Here is an 18,369-nt window from a genome sequence, read left to right on the forward strand (position 1 = left end):
GTTCACACGGAAAAGAAGAGGTAGATCAGATCAAGGCCCGGCTGTCGGCGATCTGGGTGATGCCGCGCTTGCCATGGGCATCGCGGCCCAATTGCACGATCACATCGATGACGCTCGCCGCATAGGCAATCGTATCCGACCGCGTCAGCCCGATCCCGGTCTGCATCACCATCAGCGCCAATTGCTCGAGCGCGCCGCGCAGGCTGTTGGCATGGATGGTCGAAAAGCTGCCGGGATGGCCGGTGTTGATCGCGCGCAGGAAGCTGACGCTTTCCGCGCCGCGCAGCTCGCCCAGCACGATGCGATCGGGCCGCAGCCGCAGCGCGGCTTGCAGCAATTCATTGGCGGTGACCTTGGCCTCGCCGAGCTCACCCTTGACTGCGACCAGCCCCACCGCATTGTCGCCGGGAAAGCGCAATTCGGGCGTATCCTCGACCAGCACGACCCGTTCTTCGCGCGGGATTTCGCCAAGCATGGCGTTGAGGAAAGTCGTCTTGCCGGTGCTCGTCCCACCCGAAATCAGGATCGTGCGGCGCGCCCGGATCGCCGCGCGCAGATAGGCAATCGGTTCGGCCTGGGGATCGGGCAAGGTCACCTGCGCCTCGCCCTTGAGCGGGCCGGTGTCATAGGCATCGAGCGGCAGATCAAGCCGCCGGTGGCGGCGGATCGCCATCACCCAGTGCTGGCGCGCCGCGGGCGGGCCGCAGAACTGGACGCGCGCGCCATCGGGCAAAGTGGCCCCCAGCAGGGGATGTTCGCGGTTGATGCCCTGATGGCTCACCCGCGCGACCTGTTCGGCGAGCCGCTGCACCAGCCGATCATCAATCTCGGGCGTGGCGATGCATTGCATCCCCGGATTGGCGGCGTCTTCAATCCATACCTCGCCGGGGCGATTGACCATGATTTCAGTAATCGTGTCGCGTTCAAGCCAGCGGCGGAACGGCGCAAGATAGGCGTCGAGATAGACGCTGCGCTCCGCAGCAAGCGGCGGCGCGCCATCCTCTGCCGCTTCGCCCGCGAGCCGGTGAATATCCGCGCTCATCGCGATCAGTTGCCGATGGTGCTGAAATCAAGATCACGCGCGAGGAAAACGCGGATCGGTTCGCCCATGCGCACGCGGATCGTCGGGCTGATCTGGCCCTGCGATTGCACCGCCGAACTGGCCGCACTCTGCGCGCCGCCGGCGATCAGCACCCCGCCGACCCCGCCTGTCGCCACCGCGCCGAGCCCGCCAATCACCGAGAACAACAGCCCCGATCCGAACCGCCGCAGGAAGTGGCTGTTGACATCGCCTTCGAGCCCGGTCGTCCCGTCATAGCCGATCGCGGGCGAGGCCAGATTGACCGAGACCCCATCGGGCCGGATCAGCCGCGTCCAGATGACATAGGCGCGGCGCTGGCCTTGCTGCACGCCCGATTGATACTGGCCGATCAGGCGCGAGGAACGCGGAATGAGCAAGCGCTTGCCATCGAAACTGCGAACATCCTGACTGACCACGGCGCGGGCAAAGCCCGGCACATCGGTGTTGATCGCGGTTTCAAGGATCGCCGGGATCAGCGTGCCCTGCGTAATCGTGGTCGAGGGGTTGACCATCGCGGTCGCCCGCGCGGTGCCGCCCCCTACCCCGCCGATGCGGTTGGCAAAGGCTGAGGCGGAATCAGTCCCGGCGCTCGCCCCTGCCGCGTCAGGCGTGGCCACCGGTGCTTCGAGCACGCGCGGTGCGCTATCGGCACCGCGGCTGCCATCGAAGATCAGGCTCGGGCTGGCATAAGGATTGGTGACGGGCGCTGCGGCCACGCCGGGCTGGTTGACCGTCACCGGCTGCGGCGCAGTCTCTTCCGGCACCGCAGGCGGGGTGAGCGCGGGATCAACCACCGGGGCCTGCGCGACGAGCGGCGCTGGCACTTCGGCAGGGGGCGGCGCGATTTCGGGATTGCCAATCGTCGCTGGCTGCGGGGCGCGGGCGGTTTCCATCGCCCAGAAGGTCAGCGCGCCGATCCCGCAGATGATGGCGACGCCAGCCGCCAGCCCCAACCCGTCGCCGCGCGCCTTGCGATCGACCACCGCGGGAAAGGCGGCGCGGCTGGCAAGATCAATGATCTCGGCCGATTCCTGCTCGCGCGGATCGGCTTCAAGCCCTGTTCCCTTGCGGGGCGGGATTCGCGTGGCGAGACGCATCACATCATCTCCGGCTTGGTCAAAAGCATGGTTCAGGCCCCCTTGCCTGCACGCTCGGCGCGCTTTGACTTGCCCTTGGCTGGCGGCAGCAGACTGGTGTTGGTCAAGGTCGCAACCTCATCGCCAAACCGCAGGATGATCTGCGCGGGCATGCCATCAATCACGATGACATCATCGCGCACGATCGAGTTGACCGGGCCTTCATTGCCTTCGTCATCAAGCGTCAGGATCGCCGGGACCGCGCGGCCCGCTGGCCAAACGAGGAACACCGCCTCGCCATTATCGTAAGTCCGTTCCGGCAGCAGACCGGGTGAACCCGCCCCCGACCACGCGAAATTGAGCTGCGCCGGATCAACCACCGCGAACCGATCGGCCGCCGCGGCGGCGGCCACCGGATCGGCAGCCGCACGCTCGGCCTCGGCGGCGGCGGCAAGACGGGCTTCTTCCTCGGCCCGCTCGATATCGGGATAGCGGAACTGCAGCACATAAAGCGGCGCATTGCGCGGGCTGGCGATCAGATCGAACAGGTAGGTGCGCCGGCTTGTCACCACCGTCAGATTGGTGCGGGCCGCAGGCTCGAGCGGCTTCACAAACAGGATCGATTGCGCGCGGTTGGGCTGGACCTGCCAGGCCGCACTGTCACCGATGGCGACATTCTCGATCACTTCATCGGGGCCGAACTTGATCGTGGTCTGCACCTTCACCCGCCCTTGGATCGGGACAACCTGTGCCTCTTCAAACACGCGGGTCTGGATGCGCGGATCGCTGGCCTGTGCCGGTGCAACAGCCAACAGTACGGCGATCACAGGGGCCGCGAAAATAGGGCGGCGGATCATGAATAGGTCTCCGAAGGTTTGGGAGCGGCAGCAGCAGCCGGGGCGCTGGCCTGCGGCTTGGCCGCCGCGCGGAAGCGGTTGCCAATACCGCGGGTGCGCGATGTGGCGGGATTGAGCAGGGCCGCCTGTGCGCCGCCCGCAGCCGTCGCGGTGATGCGGGTTTCGCGGATCGTGCTCGCCGCGCCCGCTGCATCATTGGCAGGGGTGAGGGCCGCAGCAGGCACAATATCAACCCGGCGCGCGGCGGTTGGCGCGGTGGCAGGCGCACGCGCCGCCGCGAGCGCTGCCGTGACCGTCGCGGCATTCGCTGCCGCAGGCGCAAGCCGCGCGAGATCGGCCGCGGCGCCGCTGCTGCGCCGATCCGGTGCGAGGCCGAACACCTGCCAGCCCGACACCATTGTCGAAGCAATCCGCAGCGCCATGAACATCAGCGCGAGATGCACCGCGCCCACCAGGAAGAAGCCCATCGCTGCTTGCTGATCAATCACCCCCGGCACCGCCACCAACTGGGCAAGGATCGGCACGGCCAGTTCGAGCATGATCGATCCGCCCAGCACTGCCAAGAGCGGCGTGATCGCGAGCAACACCAGCCCCTTGAGCCAGCCGGCAAACAGGCCGCGCGTGCCTTCGAACAGCGCCAGCACCACGAAGATCGGGCCAATCGCCAGCAGCAGCGCAAGGCCGATCCGCGCTGTCACCAGCAGGCCGACCGTTCCCAGCAGCAGCAGCATCGCGCCGAGCCACATCATCCCGCGCGGCGAGAAGGCGTTGATGTCCTTGGTCTCCCCGCCGGTTTCCTGAAGCGCGAGAAACACCACATCAAGCTTCTGCGCGAACACCGCGGTGGCCGAGCCTTGCGTGCCGGTGAGGATGCGGGCGATTTCGTCCGGCCCACCGATGAAGATGTTGTAGAAGAACGTCGAAAAGGCCACGAAACTGGTGGCAAAGCCCACCACCAGCCCCAGCGTCATCATCTTGGGCAGGAGCACCCGCACCGACAGGTTCGAGCGGCCGAGCATCAGCGAGATGCCGAAAAAGGCGACGTAGAACACCAGCATCAGCGTGAGCGCGAAGGTCAATTGCCCTTCGCTCCCGAACAGGCGGTTGAACGCCTGTTCCGAAACGCTGCCCGCGATGCAATCCACGGCCTTGAGCGCGGCTGCCACGCCTGCGCCCATATCCTCGACAGCCGTGTCGCAGCGCGCTGTCATTCCGCAGCCTGCCAGAGCGGCGCACCGCCATCATCGAGCGGCTGCGTGCCATCGGGCCAAGCCGCGCCGGTCAGCGCCGGGAACCAGGCTGCCGGCCTGTCCCCCACGGCCTCACGCAATTGATCGAGCCGCCGCACCGCGCTCTCACGGCCGGAAAGGATTGTCAGCACTTCGGGCGCGCCCGACAGATCAAGCCGCACCACCACCGAAGCATCGGGCTGGCGCACAAGGAAGCAGCGCGAGTGAGCGGGCAGACTGCGGATCAGCGCCAGCTCGTGTTCGGTCAGGCCAAAGCCCTCGCAATAATCTTCGTGGCGGGCGCGGCTGTTGGGCATGAAGACCATCGTGGCGGTCTGTTCAACCAGCGCGGTCGCGATCCGGCTGTCGAGCGCATCGCGCGCAGACTGGGTGGCAAAGCCGACCAGCGCATTGCGCTTGCGCAGCGTTTTGAGCCAGTCACGGATGCGCGCGGCAAAGACTTCATCATCAAGCGCTTTCCAGCCTTCATCGATGAGGATCATCGTCGGCTGCCCGTCGAGCCGTTCATCGATGCGGTGGAACAGATACATCATCACCGGGGTGCGCAGCCGCGGGTTTTCGAGCAGCGCGGTCATATCGAAGCCAAGCACCCGCTGCGACAGATCAAGCCGGTCCTGCACATTGTCGAACAGCCAGGCATGTTCGCCCTCGCCGATCCATGCGCCCAACCGGTCCGCCAGATCGCCCGGCTGCGGACGGCGAGCACCCGCCAGCAATTCGCGGAAATGCCGCAGCCGCCGCAGCGACGGATCATTGGCATAGGTCGCATCGACCGCGGCGCTGACAGTGGCGAATTCCTCGGGCCCTTCGGCCTTGAGCAGAACGCTCAACCAATCGCGCAGGAAAGCGCGGTTGGCGGGCGTATCGGGCAAGCTCAGCGGGTTGAACCCCGTAGGCAGCCCCGGCGCGATGCGATCATAGCGCCCGCCGATCCCGCGAATGAACAGCTCCGCCCCGCGATCCTTGTCGAACAGGATGGTGCGCGGTTTGAACTTCTGTGCCTGTGCAGCGAGGAAATTCATCACCACCGTCTTGCCCGAGCCCGACGGACCGATCACCGTGAAATTGCCGAGATCGCCATTGTGGAAGTTGAAGAAGAACGGCGTCGCGCTGGTGGTTTCGAGCAGCGTCACCGCATCGCCCCAATGGTTGCCGCTGGCCTGTCCCAACGCAAAGCCGTGGAACGAGCCGAAGCCCGCCATATTGGCGGACGAAATCAGCGCGCGGCGGACGATATATTCCTCATTCCCCGGAAACTGCGCCCAGAAGGCCGGTTCGAGATTGGTGTCCTCGCGCACCGCGATCGCGCCCGTATCGGCGAGCGCGGCGGCGCAGGCCGCCATCGCATCGTCCAGCCGGGGAAGCGTGGTCTCACGCACCAGCACGGTAAGGTGGTGATCGCCAAAGCCGAGCCCGCCACTGCCCAAGGCGTCGCGCGCGGCCATCATCTCGGCACGTTCGGCGGCCGCTTCCTCGTCGACCGAGCGCGACCGGCGCAGCGCAAGATCAATCCGCTCACGCGCCGTGGTGCGTTCGTTGGGCGCATAGCTTTCGGTGACGATCATCTCGTAAGGCAGGCGCAGCAGCCCATCGAGCAGACCCGGCGAGGTCGCTTCAGGGTAGTCCTTGAGCCCGAGCATCGCGGCAAAATCAGGCGCACCCGAACCGCGCAGCTCCATCGCATCCAGCCCGAAGCTGGCGCGGCGATAGGGCAGCATCTCGCCGATATCCGTATCGGGCGCAGGACGGCGCACCGGGCGCATCTCGCCATTATAAAGCGCCGACAGCAATTCGAGCATTTCGGAATGAGTGCCGCCGGTTGTGCTGCCTGCCGCAGCATATTCGCCCAGCACGCTCGCCCCGTAGGACGACAGCGAGGCGACCATCCCGGTAATCGCGGCGCGCAGCGAGCGGATATCCTTGGGATCGGCGACCAGTTCTTCCTGCCCACGGCGTGAAAACAGCTTGGCCATGCGCTCGGGCAGCCCCGTCTTGCCGCGCGCCGGGCGGCGGATCAGGGTGACGAACTGATCATTGATGAAAAGCGCGCCGCCTGCCAGCCGCTCTTTCCAGCGCGCATCAATGTGGCGGCTCAGAGGATCGGGAAATTCCGCCTCAAGTTCGACCTCGACCCTGCGACGGATCACATGGTGATACATCACAAACCGCGAATCCAGCGTCGAGCGCAGCATGACTTCGCGGGTGGCGGCATGGGCGTTGAGCGCGGCGGAATCCTCGGTCTCGAACAGCAAGCCGGGTACCTGAATCGCGCTCATCACGCTGCCGTCGCGCAGCAGCACGGTGTTCTCGTCGATCAGCCGGGCATAGGGCAGCCGGTCGCCGACCTTGGCTTCCTTCGCGCTCCACGCGGCGGCGCCGATCCATTTATGGGGCATAGGAATTGCACCCCCAGCGCTTGAAATTGGGCACGCGCGGGCATTTCGAGACTTTGGTGATCCACAGGTCGAAAATGCGCGGTTCGCGCAATGACACGAAATAGCCGATCACATGCATGGTGACCGGCACCGGGATGATCCAGAAGCTCTTGAGGATCAGGAAGGCGATTGTCGTCACCATCAGGTTGATGATGAAGAAATTCATCGTCACGCCCGCGAACATCTGCGGCCGGGTGAGCGCGCGGTGCACCGGATGACGGACAAGCTCGCTCATAAGCCGATGGCTCCCCTCGTGCCCTTACCCGGCGGCCGACTGGATACCGGCGACGATGGTGGTCGCGCCGAACAGGATGAAAACACCAATGATCACGGTCGCGCCGAAGCGCCAGTTCATCCGGCCCGTCAGCATCATGAAGCCGATCGCCGCCACTGCCATCACCGCCACAGTGGTCGCCACGGTGCCGAGCAGCGTGCCCTGCAGCCACAGCAGCGCATTGTTGATCGGGCCGGAGCCTGCCGGATCAGTGCCCTGCGCCTGCGCTATCGCGGGCATTTGGACCAAGGTGAGCAGCGCGGCCAGCCGGGCCAGGGGAACGTTCAGAAGTCTCATCAGATGGTCCATAGTTCATTCATGATTAAAAATCAGTGTTTTGTTGATCGCGATCACTGGCTGACAGGACGCGCCTGGCTGGATAGCCGCCCCATGATTGCGGCGACATATTCGCGGGTCTCGCGGATATTGGGAATGCCGCCCGCGCGCTCCACCCGGCCCGGCCCGGCATTATAGGCAGCAAGTGCCTTTTCGAGATCACCGCCGAAGCGGTTCAATTGTTCGCGCAGATAGCGCGCACCGCCTTCGAGATTGGCGTGGGGATCGTCGGGATTGACGCCCAGATACCGCGCGGTCGCCGGCATCAATTGCGCAAGCCCGCGCGCACCAGCGGGCGAGACCGCGTTCTCACGCCAGCGGCTTTCCTGCCACACCACCGCTTCGAGCAGGCTCGGGCTGAGATCATAACGCGCGGCGATCTGTTGGATGGTCGCCATGTAGCGTCCGGGGATTCGCGCGGCTTGGGTCTGCGGATAAGTGGCAGCCATTTCAGCAGTGGTGGCGGTATCGGCATCAAGCGGCGGCGCAGGCGCGGCAACCAAAGGCCCCGCGACCCAGCGCGCGCCATCGCGATCGACTTCCATCACATCGGCCTGCGCCTCGGCGGCGCACAACGCCAGCAGGGAAGCAATCACACAGCGCCGGTCCTTGGAAAGAATCATTGGGGGCCCCTCATGCAAGCCCCTTTGGATATCCTAAATGACAGGCGGGTGACAGGCGCAAAGAAGCGCGTCAGCAAAGCGCAACACGATGACCATCCCATGGCCGGATGGCGACCAATCTGACCATGCCGGTAAGCGTTGTGAAAAAAGGCTTTCAATAAACTCTGGATCAGTCGCGCAAAGTCAGTTGGCTGGCACTTTGGGGCTGGCTGCGGAACTCGCCGCGATCGAGCATGCGGATCGCACGGCGAGCCAGCAAGCGCGAATCAGCGACATCCCCGCTTGAAATTGCAAGGTCGAGCGAACCGCGCGCCGCAAGAGCTTGGGCGAACAGCGCCCGTGCCTCTGCCTCCCGTCCGATATGAGCATAGGCAATGCCCAGATTGATCAGCACCGCCGGATCTTCCGGCTTGCTGAGGCGCGATTGTTCAAGAATGGCAATCGCTTCTTCGGTGCGCCGCGCGAGGATTGGCGCAGCCGCGAGATCGCCCGCTGGCTCCACATGCATTGCGGGAGCGGCCTCCATCTGCACGGAAGCACCAAGGGTGAAAGCAAGCGCAGCGATGAACATGGGCGAACCTCCTGTTTCGATCCGACCACGAAGGTGCATCATGTTTCATCAAAATGCAACGCAACTGAAACATTGTCATCTTAATGCAATTTTTGAGAACCAAGCTGTTGAATTTCCTGTGTCATATTTCTCGGGAAATTCGCCGAAATACGATTCAGCGCGCGACTTTTCATGTCACATTGGTCATAGTTAAGTCATATTTTCAAATCTGCCGCGAAACTGTAACGCTGCCAAGAATCTGTCACGCAGCCTGCCTAGCGCTTCCCCCGCACACATCTTCCTGTGGCGCTTACATCTTCCGATTCTCGGACTTTGGGGGAACGCTTGCCGTGAAAAACGTACAACGCACTCTTGTCATTGGTTGCAGCCTCATCGCCCTCGCGGGCTGCGGTGCTGATGAGATCGTTTCGCCGGGAACCGGCGGCGACATCATCATCAACAACCCGCCGCCCACGCCCGGACCGACGCCGACGCCGACACCCACGCCGACCCAGTCGCTGGTGACCCCGGCAGCTGGCTGCCCCACCATCGCCACCACTGGCGGCCTGACCGATGCAGGCACCATCACGGGCCCGACCGGCACCTATCGTGTGTGCCGCCTGCCAGCCACCTTCACCTCGAATGACACGCTGCGCTATGTGCCCGGCCTGCTCTATGAAATCCGCGACCGCGTGAATGTCGGCACGGATCAGGGCTTTTCGAGCACCAACACCGCCGTGACGCTCACCATCGAGCCGGGCGTGATCCTCTATGCCTCGGGTTCGAGCTTCCTGGTGGCCAACCGTGGCAACCGCCTTGTCGCCAATGGCACCGCCGAGCGTCCGATCATCTGGACGAGCCGCGATAACGTGCTGGGCCTCGCCAACGACAACTCCGACCAGCAATGGGGCGGCGTCGTGCTGCTGGGCCGCGCGCCGGTTTCCGATTGCCGCACTGGGGTGTTCAACACCGCTGCCAATCCGACCGCCAATCCGCAATGCGAAAGCCAGCTGGAAGGGGCGGCCGTCGCCACTCCGTTCGGCGGCACCAATGCTGCCGACAATTCGGGCAGCTTCCGCTTCAACCAGATCCGCTTCTCGGGCTTTGAGCTTGCCCCGAACAACGAGCTTCAAGCGCTGACCACCGGCGGTGCGGGTTCGGGCACGGTGATCGAGAACCTGCTGTCGTTCAACAGTTCGGACGATGGCATCGAATTCTTCGGTGGCGGGTTCAACGCCCGCAACTTTGCCGTCATCGGCGCGTCGGACGATTCGCTCGATGTCGATACCGGGGCGATCGTCAATCTCGACACCGTGATCGCGGTGCAGCGTTCAACCACCGGGGATCGCATCATCGAACTCGATTCGCCCAACGTGGCTGATCGCACTCCCTCGAATGCCATCCCGCAGACGCGCTTCCAGGTGAACAACTTCACCTTCGTGACCCGCGCAGGTGCCCCGCAGGTCATTCAGGCCCGTGGTGGTGCGGCGCTGGGCCTGACCAACGGGGTGATCCGCGCTGGCACCAACCACTGTTTCCAGATCGATGAGCCCGCCACGCTGGCGGCGCTGATCGGGGTTGCTTCGGTGGTGGGTAACTGCCCGGCGACCGATCCGGTGCGTGGCGGTGCCGGCGTGAGCAACGCCGATGCCGCAGCGGCCATCAATGGCGGGACCAACAACAACCTCGCCTTCACCATCACGCTCACCAACAATGTTGTGAACGGGACGGGCGAAGCAGGTCGCACCGCGTTCAACGCCAACACCCGTTCGACCTTCTTCCCGACCCGTGCCTATATTGGTGCGATCGAGAATGCGGCGGCGCTGACGACGCTGTTCGGAAGCTGGACCTGCAATTCGGCGACGCAGAACTTCAACAGCCCGTTGGGCAACTGCACGTCGCTGCCGATCTACAGCTAAGCGTTTGTTTGCATGGGGCGGGAGGCGTGGCTGCGTGCTGCGCCTCCCGCACCGCATCATCACTCGACCCATCTATCATCACTGGCCGCGCTGCGGCTGTCATCATTCGAAGAGGCATTCATGAGGGGGCCTAGCACCATGCCGAAGGGCACGCGCCTTGCAGCTTTGCTGCTGCTGACCACGTCGCTGACCTTTCCTGCCGCGCTTCACGCGCAGGAGGCTCCGCCGCAGGAGAGCGCAAGCGACGCGACGCCGCCAGAGGAAGAGCAGGACTATGTCCAGCCGGATATCTCCGTCCCCGGTGGCGACATTGTGGTCACCGGGCGGCGCAACCGCAATCCCGAACGCGCGTCGACGCAGGTGCTCAGCGTCCTTTCCGAAGCCGATATTGCCCGCACTGGCGAAGGCGATATTGCCGGCGCGCTCGGCCGGGTCAGCGGGCTTTCGCTGGTCGGCAACGGGCGTGTCTTCGTGCGCGGCCTGGGTGATCGCTACTCGCTCGCCCTGCTTAACGGCCTGCCCCTCCCCAGCCCCGAGCCTCTCAGCCGCGTGGTGCCACTCGACATCTTCCCGACGAGCGTGATTTCTTCCTCGCTGGTGCAGAAGACCTATTCGGCCAACTTCCCGGCGGAATTTGGCGGCGGAGTGATCAACCTCACCACCAAGGCGATCCCGCAGCGCGATTTCCTCGATGTCAGCGTAAGCATGGGCGGCGACACGCTGACGACGTTCCAGAACGGGCTGACCTATTTCGGCTCCAATTTGGACTTTTTCGGCTTCGACAATGGCAATCGGGATTTCCCGTCGGCCTTGCAGGGCCTGATCGACAGCGGCACGCGGGTCAATGATGCGCCAGCCGCAGTGCAACGTCAGCTTGCCGGGCAGATCCTGCCGCTCAATCTGGTCACCTTGCAGCGCAACGATACCCTGCCGGCCAATTTCTCCGGCAATATCACCGGCGGGGCCTCGTTCGAGGTCGGCGATGGCAATTATCTCGGTGTGATCGCCACCATCGGAATCACCAACAGCTGGCGCAACCGTTCAGTGATCAGCCAGCAGTTCGGCGATGCCGAAGCGGGCCAGATCATTTTCGATTCCAACACCTTCATCACCGACAACAAAGTGCTGCTGAACGGCCTTGTCGGGGTGGGTCTCGATATTGGTGAGCACACCATCCGCTGGACCAACCTCTACATCCGCGACAGCCTCAAGACCGCGCGTCTCGCGCGCGGCAGCGATGCCTTCACCGATATCACCCGCCCGTTCGATTTCCAGACCCAGCAGACCGGCTGGTTCGAACGCCAGCTGATCGACACGCAGCTGGTGGCGGAATTCAATTTCGACAAGCTCGAGATCGATCTGCGCGGCGGTTTTGCCCGCACTGATCGCGAGGCGCCCTATAATGCCATCGTGCCCTATATCCGCACCAATTTCCCGGTCGAAAGCGATCCCTTTGGCGACAAGTTCGTGGTCGATGTCGGCGCGGTGATCGGCGGGACCGAGCGGATTCAGGTCGGCTTTGAAGATCTCAACGAGCAGCTGTGGTTCGGCGGCGCGGATGTGACCTACGAGATCACCGATTCCCTCTCGCTGACGGCAGGCTATGCCTATTCGGATACGGCGCGGCGCTCACTCTCGTTCATCATCCGCCCGCTTGTCCAATCGAGCGCGGATCGCACCACAATCCTGCGCGCGCTCGGCCTGCGGCGCCCCGGCGATATCTTCAACGGCGCAACGCTGGCAACCGATGCCAACGGGGTCGGCTTCTTCAACATCACGACCTCCGACCCGACCCCCTTCCCGGTGTTTGACGCGGCCTTGACGGTCCATGCCGGCTACGGCTTGCTGCGCTTCCGTCCGACCGATCGCTTCAACATCGAAGGTGGCCTGCGCTTTGAGGATGGCTTGCAGACCGCCGAACCCGATCCGGTGTTCGGTGCGGGCTTCCAGCCCACCCCGACACGGATCGCGAACCAATATCTGCTGCCCTCGGCCACCGCGACCTGGGAAGTGACCAACGATCTGCAATTGCGCCTTGCGGCCTCGCAGACGATTGCCCGCCCGCAATTCCGCGAGCTGGTGGAGCAGACCTATTTCGATCCGGAATCGAACCGCCGCTTCCGCGGTAACCCGTTCCTGCAGGATAGCGAGCTGATCAACGCCGAAGCCCGCGCCGAATATTACATGGGCGGCAGCCGCAAGGTGAGCCTTGCCGGCTTCTTCAAGAAGATCGACAACCCGATCGAGAATTTCCTGATCACCGCGCCGGGGATCATCGAAACCAGCTATGCCAATGCGCCTTCAGCGCAGCTCTATGGCGCGGAACTCGATCTCGCCTATGATTTCGATCTGTCGAACTGGGGCGGCTTCTTCAACACCAAGAAGCTGATGGTGTTTGCCAACTACACCTTCACGCAATCAAGCATTGCGGTGGCTGCAGGTGATGTGGCGCCGATCCCCGGCGGCGTTGATCAGGCAGCGAGCCAGCTATTCGACGATGGATCACCGCTCGTCGGCCAATCGGATCACGTCGCGAACCTCTCGCTCGGCATCGAGGATACCGAAAAGCTCCAGCAGTTCACCTTCCTGCTCAACTACGCGAGCGAGCGGGTGACCTTGCGCGGCGGGGCCCTTCCCGATGTGGTCGAGGACCCGGGCCTGACAGTGGATTTCGTGGCGCGTTCGGAAGTGAAGCTGGGCAAGTTGCCGCTCGAACTCAGCTTCGAGGCGCGCAACATCTTTGGCCGCGACAATTTCGAATTTCAGGAAATCAACGGCAACCGCGCCGAGATCAACACCTTCCGCGTCGGCACGGCGTTCTCGGTTGGCGTGAAGGCGAGCTTCTGATCGGACATCGGACAGTGGGGGGCAGCGGGTAACCCTGCCCCCGTTTCGTCCCGGCGGCGCCTATGCCAGATCGAAGACGTAGCCCATCTGGCGCACGGTGCGCAGCGGATTGCCTGCACCCGCCTGCTTCAGCGCGCGGCGCAAGCGCCCGATCCACACGTCAACGGTGCGCTCGTCAATCGGCGCTTCGCCCTTGCCCAACCCCGCGATCAGCTCGGTGCGGCTGAGCACGCGATTGGGGTTTTCGGCAAAGAAGCGCAGCAGACGAAACTCGTTGGGGCGCAGCACAATCGGGCGATCCTGCCAGCGCGCCTGCAAGGCGCCGAGATTGATCACCAGCGGCCCCTGCTCGATCCGGCGCATGCCAGCCGGATCGCTCCGGCGCGCCTGCAAGGCCAGCACCCGATCGAGCACCACGGTGCGCGTCAGCGGGCCGACCATGTAATCATCCGCCCCGGCCTTGAGCGCGCGGCGGCGATCTTCGAAATCATCGGCTTCGAGCACCATGGTGACATGGGCATCAGCCGTGCGCGCATCAGCGCGCAACCGGCGGCACATTTCCAGCCCGGCGAGATCGTCCATCACCCAGTCGACAAAGGCCCACATCGGCCCTTCGACCAGCCGCCGCGGACCTTCCGGCCCAAGCTGATCAAAGGTGAAGCGCCGCCCATCATGGAGGAAATCCTCGAGCGTCTCGGCAAGGTCGCTCGTGAGGAAAATATGAACGACATCCATGCGTTGCCAGCCCCGGTTAGATCGCCGGAGTGACGCAGACATGTGACCTTTTCACGACGGGTTTGCGACAGCTTAAGCCTTGCTGTCACATTGGCGCATTTTTCGCTTCAGGACAGCGTCAGCCCGCCATCGACCACCAGCGTCTGCCCAGTGATGTAGGCGCTCAAAGGCGAGGCAAGGAACAGCGCGGCGCCGGCCATGTCCTCGGGCGTGCCCATGCGTCGCAGCGGGATCGCCTTGAGGGTCGCTTCGAGGCGTTCGGGGTGATCGGTGGTTACGCAGGTGAGCTTGGTCGGCACCAGCCCCGGCGCGATGCCGTTAACCCGGATGCCATCCCTTGCCCAAGCCTCGCCCAGCGTCTTGGTGAGGCTGGCCGCTCCGGCCTTGGAGGCGGCGTAGGCGGGCGTGCCGATGGTCGATTTGAACGCGGCAACGCTGGAGATGATGATAATCGCGCCCTTGCTTGCGGCCAGCGCCGGGTGGAAGGCGCGGGCGGCGTCCATCACCGAATTGAGGTTGATGTCGACCACCGCGTCCCAGCCTTCGCGGGTGAACTCCTGCCGCCCGTAGCGAACTGTGCCTTGCGAGAGGACGAGCACATCAAGTGGGCCGAAAGTGGCCGCCAGCCGGTCCGCCGCATCGCGATCAGTCAGATCAAGCTGACGGTAATCGAGGCAGGTAAAGTCGCTGTCCTCCGCCTCAAGGTAATCGCCGAAATCGGGCCGGGTGCCGGTGACGGTCACCGCCGCCCCGCGCGCGCGGAACCCGTGGGCGATGCCGTTGCCGATCCCGCTCGACCCGCCGATCACGAGCACGCGCTTGCCGGTGAAGTCGAGGGGTTCGGTCATTGCGTGCCACCAATCCTGATTGCGCCAATTTCTCCCTTCCCCTTGGGGAAGGGCCGGGGTTGGGGGTTCGGCAGCCGAAGAGGCAGAGCCTCCACCCCCGCCCCCTCCCCGCCGGGGAGGGAAGACATAGGCTCAGATCGACCGCGAGATCACTTCCTTCATGATCTCGTTGGTGCCGCCGAAGATCCGCGTCACGCGCGCATCGCGCCACAGGCGGGCGATGGCGTATTCGTTCATGTAGCCCGCCCCGCCGTGGAGTTGCAGCGCGGTGTCGCAGCATTCCCACTGGAGGTCAGTGTGCCACAGCTTGGCCGCGGAGGCCTCGTCGGTGGTGAGCTCGCCCGCGAGGTGCTTCTTGATCGCCCAGTCGAGGTGCGCCCAGCCGACTTGCAGCTTGGCCTTGAGGTCGGCGAGGGTGAACTTGGTGTTCTGGAATTCGAACACGGTCTTGCCAAAGGCCTTGCGGTCCTTGGTGAACTTGACCGCCTCGTCAAACGCCCGCTGCGCCGCCGCCTGCGCGCCGACCGCGATGCCGAGGCGTTCCTGCGGCAGCTCCTCCATCAGGTGCACGAAGCCCATGCCATCGGCGCCGAGGATGTTGGTCATCGGCACGCGGCAATCGTTGAAGAACAGCTCGGACGTGTCGGCAGCGTGCTGGCCGATCTTGTCAAGATTGCGCCCCCGCTCGAACCCGGGGGTGTCGGCGTCGACCAGCACAAGGCTGATCCCCTTGGCGCCGCGCTCGGGATCGGTCTTGGCGACGACGATCACGCAGTCGGCGTTCTGGCCGTTGGTGATGTAGGTCTTCGAGCCGTTGATCACGAGGTGATTGCCGTCCTTCTTGGCGGTGGTGCGGATGCCCTGAAGGTCGGAGCCCGCGCCGGGCTCGGTCATGGCGATGGCGGTGATGATGTCGCCGCTGACCATGCCGGGCAGGTACTTGGCGCGCTGTTCGGGATTGCCAAGGCGCTCAAAATAGTTCGCCGTGATGTCGTTCTGGAGCGTGAAGCCCGCCGAGGAGCCGAGGTAGGACAGCTCCTCGGTCAGCACGCAGTTGAACCCGAAATCGAGGCCGAGGCCGCCGTTTTCCTCCTTCACCGTCATGCACAGCATGCCCGCGTCGCCCATCTTTTTCCACACCTCGCGCGGCACGATGCCGTTGGCTTCGTGCTCGTCCATGTGGGGGGTGAGGTGCTCGGCAAAGACCTTGCGGACGGTGTCGCGGAAGGCTTCGTGATCTTCGTTATAGGCGGTGCGATAGGACGTCGCGAGCATGGCGGTTCTCTCTCCGGGGCAAAGGGTTTCGATTTGCCACGATTGAACAGCCCGCGCAGGCGGGGGTCAAGTGCGAAAGTGGGGATGTAGGAGATGGATTGCGCGACCTCTCCCCTTTCGTCACCCCGGACTTGATCCGGGGCTAGGCTTCTTCTGTTCGGCGTTTGACCAAAAGGTAGCCAAGCCCCGTGTCAGGCACGGGGCGACAGACGAATGTTACCCCACAAACGCGCGTTCGATCACGAACTGACCGGGCATCGAATTGCTGCCCTCAGTAAAGCCGCGCGCTTCGAGATCAGCCGCGTGATCCTTGATCATGGCCATCGAGCCGCACAGCATCACGCGGTCTTCTTCCGGCACGAAATGCTGCGGGCCTTTGCTCTGCGCGAACAGGCGGCCATCATCGATCAGCGTCTGGATGCGACCGGTGGTGTGGAAATCCTCGCGGGTGACGGTCGGCACATAGATCATGCGCGCGCGGTCTTCATCTTCCAGCAGGGGATCGCCTTCAAGCTTGCTCTCCAGCAATGCGCGATAGGCAAGTTCGGCGACATGGCGCACGCCGTGCACCACGATCACCTCCTCGAACATCCCGTAAACCTCGGGATCGCGCACCAGGCTCATGAAGGGCGCAAGCCCGGTGCCGGTCGAAAGCATGAAAAGGCGCTTGCCCGGCAGCAGCGCATCGGTGACGAGCGTGCCGGTCGGCTTCTTGCCGAGATAGATCGGATCGCCGACCTGAATATGCTGGAGCCGCGAGGTCAGCGGGCCATCCTGCACCTTGATCGAGAGGAATTCCAATTCCTCCTCATACGACGGCGAGGCGACCGAATAGGCGCGCAGCAGCGGCTTGCCATTGTCGCCCGGCAGGCCAATCATCACGAATTCGCCCGAGCGGAAGCGGAAGCTTGCCGGCCGGGTCATCTTGAAGGTGAACAACCCCTCGGTCCAGTGGTGGACATAGGTGATGGTCTCAACGGAAAGCGCGCCGCTTTCGGTGAACTGGGCGCGGTCGATAACGGGCTGGTTCAAGGCAGGTCTCGGCTTTCGGCTGGCACCGCACAGGGGGCGGCAGGAATGCGGCGCAAATGGACGTTTGCGCCGCGCACATCAAGACAGTTTAGCAATAGCAGGTGAAAGCGGGCCTTGACCAAAGCCAGTAGGCCCGCTCGCCCGCCCGCCTTACTTCCAGCCTGCCCGGTCGAAGATCTTGACCGCTTCGGCCTGGCCCTTGCCGATCTCGGCGGCATTGAGCGTATCGGGTTTGAAGGTGCCGAGCTTTTCGACTGCCGAATTGGCCTTGAGCCCGATCACCGCCGGATATTCATTATTGCCATCGGCGAAATAGCGCTGGGCCTTTTCCTCGGTGAGATATTCGAGGAACTTGATCGCATTGGCGCGGTTGGGCGCCGTCTTGACGAGGCCCGCTCCGCTGATGTTGACATGGGTGCCGGTGCCATCCTGATCGGGGAAGATCACGCCGATCGCATCGAACACCGCCTTCTTTTCCGGATCGCCCGCATAGCGCGCAAGGTAATAGGTGTTCACCACCGAAATCCGGCATTCTCCCGAAGCAACGGCATCAATGTTCGAGGTGTCATTGCCTTCGGGCGCGCGCGCGAAATTGGCGACCACGCCCTTGGCCCATTTCTCTGCCTCGGCCGCGCCCTTGTGCGCGATCACGCTCGATAGCAGCGAGATGTTGTAGATATTGGACGAAGACCGCACGCAGATCTGGCCCTTGAATGCGGGCTTGGCGAGATCGGCATAGCTGGTGAGCCCTTCGGGGACGCCCTTGGCCTTGTTGTAGATGATGATCCGCGCGCGGGTCGACAGGCCGAACCACAGCCCGTCAGGGTGGCGCAGATGCGAAGGCAGGCGCTCTTTGAGCACCGGCGAATCAACGCTGGCGAAGATGCCCGCTTCCTCGGCGCGCCACAGGCGTCCGGCATCAACCGTGATCAGCAAGTCGGCGGGGCTGAACTCCCCTTCCGACTGGATGCGCTCGATCAGCGCATCGGCATCGGCTTCGATCCGGTTGACCTTGATGCCGGTCGCCTTGGTGAAATCGTCATAGAGCGCCAGGTCGGTATCATAGTGGCGCGAGGAATAGAGATTGATCTCCCCCGCATCGGCGGGCGGAGCATCCTCACCCGCAGGCGTTTCGGAACAGGCGGCGAGCACCGCGAGGCTGGCGGCGGCAAAGAGGCCAAGCAGGGATTTTGTCATGATGAAGGGCTTTCGCTGATAATTGCGAATGACT

General features: G+C 63.9%; 16 protein-coding genes. 2 read left to right on the top strand and 14 right to left on the bottom strand.

What is annotated here, in order from left to right:
- Nucleotides 1-25: 25 nt before the first annotated feature.
- From virB11 to SOQ14_RS03205, 9 genes are all read right to left on the bottom strand, one after another.
- Nucleotides 26-1,042 carry a P-type DNA transfer ATPase VirB11 gene (gene virB11, locus SOQ14_RS03165; protein ID WP_322896590.1) on the bottom strand — a complete coding sequence of 339 codons (1,017 nt, stop codon included), beginning with the start codon at nt 1,040-1,042 and terminating at the stop codon, nt 26-28.
- Between the two features lie 5 nt (nt 1,043-1,047).
- Nucleotides 1,048-2,178: a TraB/TrbI/VirB10 family type IV secretion system protein gene (locus tag SOQ14_RS03170; RefSeq protein ID WP_322896717.1), complete on the bottom strand. Its 1,131-nt coding sequence runs from the start codon at nt 2,176-2,178 to the stop codon at nt 1,048-1,050.
- Between the two features lie 32 nt (nt 2,179-2,210).
- Complete coding sequence (locus tag SOQ14_RS03175) at nt 2,211-3,014, bottom strand: TrbG/VirB9 family P-type conjugative transfer protein (protein WP_322896591.1); 804 nt, start codon at nt 3,012-3,014, stop codon at nt 2,211-2,213.
- Entirely contained in the window at nt 3,011-4,225 is a 1,215-nt protein-coding gene (locus tag SOQ14_RS03180) for a TrbL/VirB6 family protein (RefSeq protein WP_322896592.1), read from the bottom strand. Before SOQ14_RS03180 ends, SOQ14_RS03175 begins: the two co-directional genes overlap by 4 nt.
- Nucleotides 4,222-6,660, bottom strand: coding sequence for a VirB4 family type IV secretion/conjugal transfer ATPase (locus tag SOQ14_RS03185; protein ID WP_322896593.1), 2,439 nt, complete (start codon nt 6,658-6,660; stop codon nt 4,222-4,224). The genes SOQ14_RS03180 and SOQ14_RS03185 overlap by 4 nt, the downstream gene beginning before the upstream one ends.
- Nucleotides 6,650-6,934: a VirB3 family type IV secretion system protein gene (locus tag SOQ14_RS03190; RefSeq protein ID WP_322896594.1), complete on the bottom strand. Its 285-nt coding sequence runs from the start codon at nt 6,932-6,934 to the stop codon at nt 6,650-6,652. Before SOQ14_RS03190 ends, SOQ14_RS03185 begins: the two co-directional genes overlap by 11 nt.
- Before the next feature lie 24 nt (nt 6,935-6,958).
- Complete coding sequence (locus tag SOQ14_RS03195; protein ID WP_322896595.1) at nt 6,959-7,270, bottom strand: TrbC/VirB2 family type IV secretion system protein; 312 nt, start codon at nt 7,268-7,270, stop codon at nt 6,959-6,961.
- A 53-nt stretch (nt 7,271-7,323) separates the two neighbouring features.
- Entirely contained in the window at nt 7,324-7,932 is a 609-nt protein-coding gene (locus SOQ14_RS03200) for a lytic transglycosylase domain-containing protein (RefSeq protein ID WP_322896596.1), read from the bottom strand.
- Nucleotides 7,933-8,101: 169 nt separating this feature from the next.
- On the bottom strand, nt 8,102-8,503 hold the full coding sequence (locus SOQ14_RS03205; protein WP_322896597.1) for a tetratricopeptide repeat protein: 402 nt from the start codon (nt 8,501-8,503) through the stop codon (nt 8,102-8,104).
- 329 nt (nt 8,504-8,832) lie between these two features.
- Between SOQ14_RS03205 and SOQ14_RS03210 the strand changes: the two genes are divergently transcribed.
- Both SOQ14_RS03210 and SOQ14_RS03215 read left to right on the top strand, forming a co-directional pair.
- The gene (locus SOQ14_RS03210) at nt 8,833-10,401 is read left to right on the top strand and encodes a beta-helix domain-containing protein (protein ID WP_322896598.1); all 1,569 of its coding nucleotides are present in this window, start codon (nt 8,833-8,835) and stop codon (nt 10,399-10,401) included.
- Between the two features lie 138 nt (nt 10,402-10,539).
- Complete coding sequence (locus tag SOQ14_RS03215) at nt 10,540-13,248, top strand: TonB-dependent receptor domain-containing protein (RefSeq protein ID WP_322896599.1); 2,709 nt, start codon at nt 10,540-10,542, stop codon at nt 13,246-13,248.
- A 60-nt stretch (nt 13,249-13,308) separates the two neighbouring features.
- On the opposite strand, the gene SOQ14_RS03220 is transcribed toward SOQ14_RS03215, so the two are convergent.
- The 5 genes from SOQ14_RS03220 to SOQ14_RS03240 all read right to left on the bottom strand — a co-directional run bounded on the left by SOQ14_RS03220 (nt 13,309) and on the right by SOQ14_RS03240 (nt 18,335).
- The gene (locus tag SOQ14_RS03220; protein WP_322896600.1) at nt 13,309-13,983 is read right to left on the bottom strand and encodes a response regulator transcription factor; all 675 of its coding nucleotides are present in this window, start codon (nt 13,981-13,983) and stop codon (nt 13,309-13,311) included.
- A 107-nt stretch (nt 13,984-14,090) separates the two neighbouring features.
- Entirely contained in the window at nt 14,091-14,831 is a 741-nt protein-coding gene (locus SOQ14_RS03225) for an SDR family NAD(P)-dependent oxidoreductase (protein WP_322896601.1), read from the bottom strand.
- 132 nt (nt 14,832-14,963) lie between these two features.
- Entirely contained in the window at nt 14,964-16,106 is a 1,143-nt protein-coding gene (locus SOQ14_RS03230; protein ID WP_322896602.1) for an acyl-CoA dehydrogenase family protein, read from the bottom strand.
- A 216-nt stretch (nt 16,107-16,322) separates the two neighbouring features.
- Nucleotides 16,323-17,138, bottom strand: coding sequence for a ferredoxin--NADP reductase (locus SOQ14_RS03235; RefSeq protein ID WP_322896603.1), 816 nt, complete (start codon nt 17,136-17,138; stop codon nt 16,323-16,325).
- Nucleotides 17,139-17,288: 150 nt separating this feature from the next.
- Entirely contained in the window at nt 17,289-18,335 is a 1,047-nt protein-coding gene (locus SOQ14_RS03240) for a Fe(3+) ABC transporter substrate-binding protein (protein WP_322896604.1), read from the bottom strand.
- Nucleotides 18,336-18,369 lie beyond the last annotated feature (34 nt).

The sequence above is a fragment of the Erythrobacter epiphyticus genome, from assembly GCF_034653295.1.
GTDB lineage: Bacteria > Pseudomonadota > Alphaproteobacteria > Sphingomonadales > Sphingomonadaceae > Erythrobacter.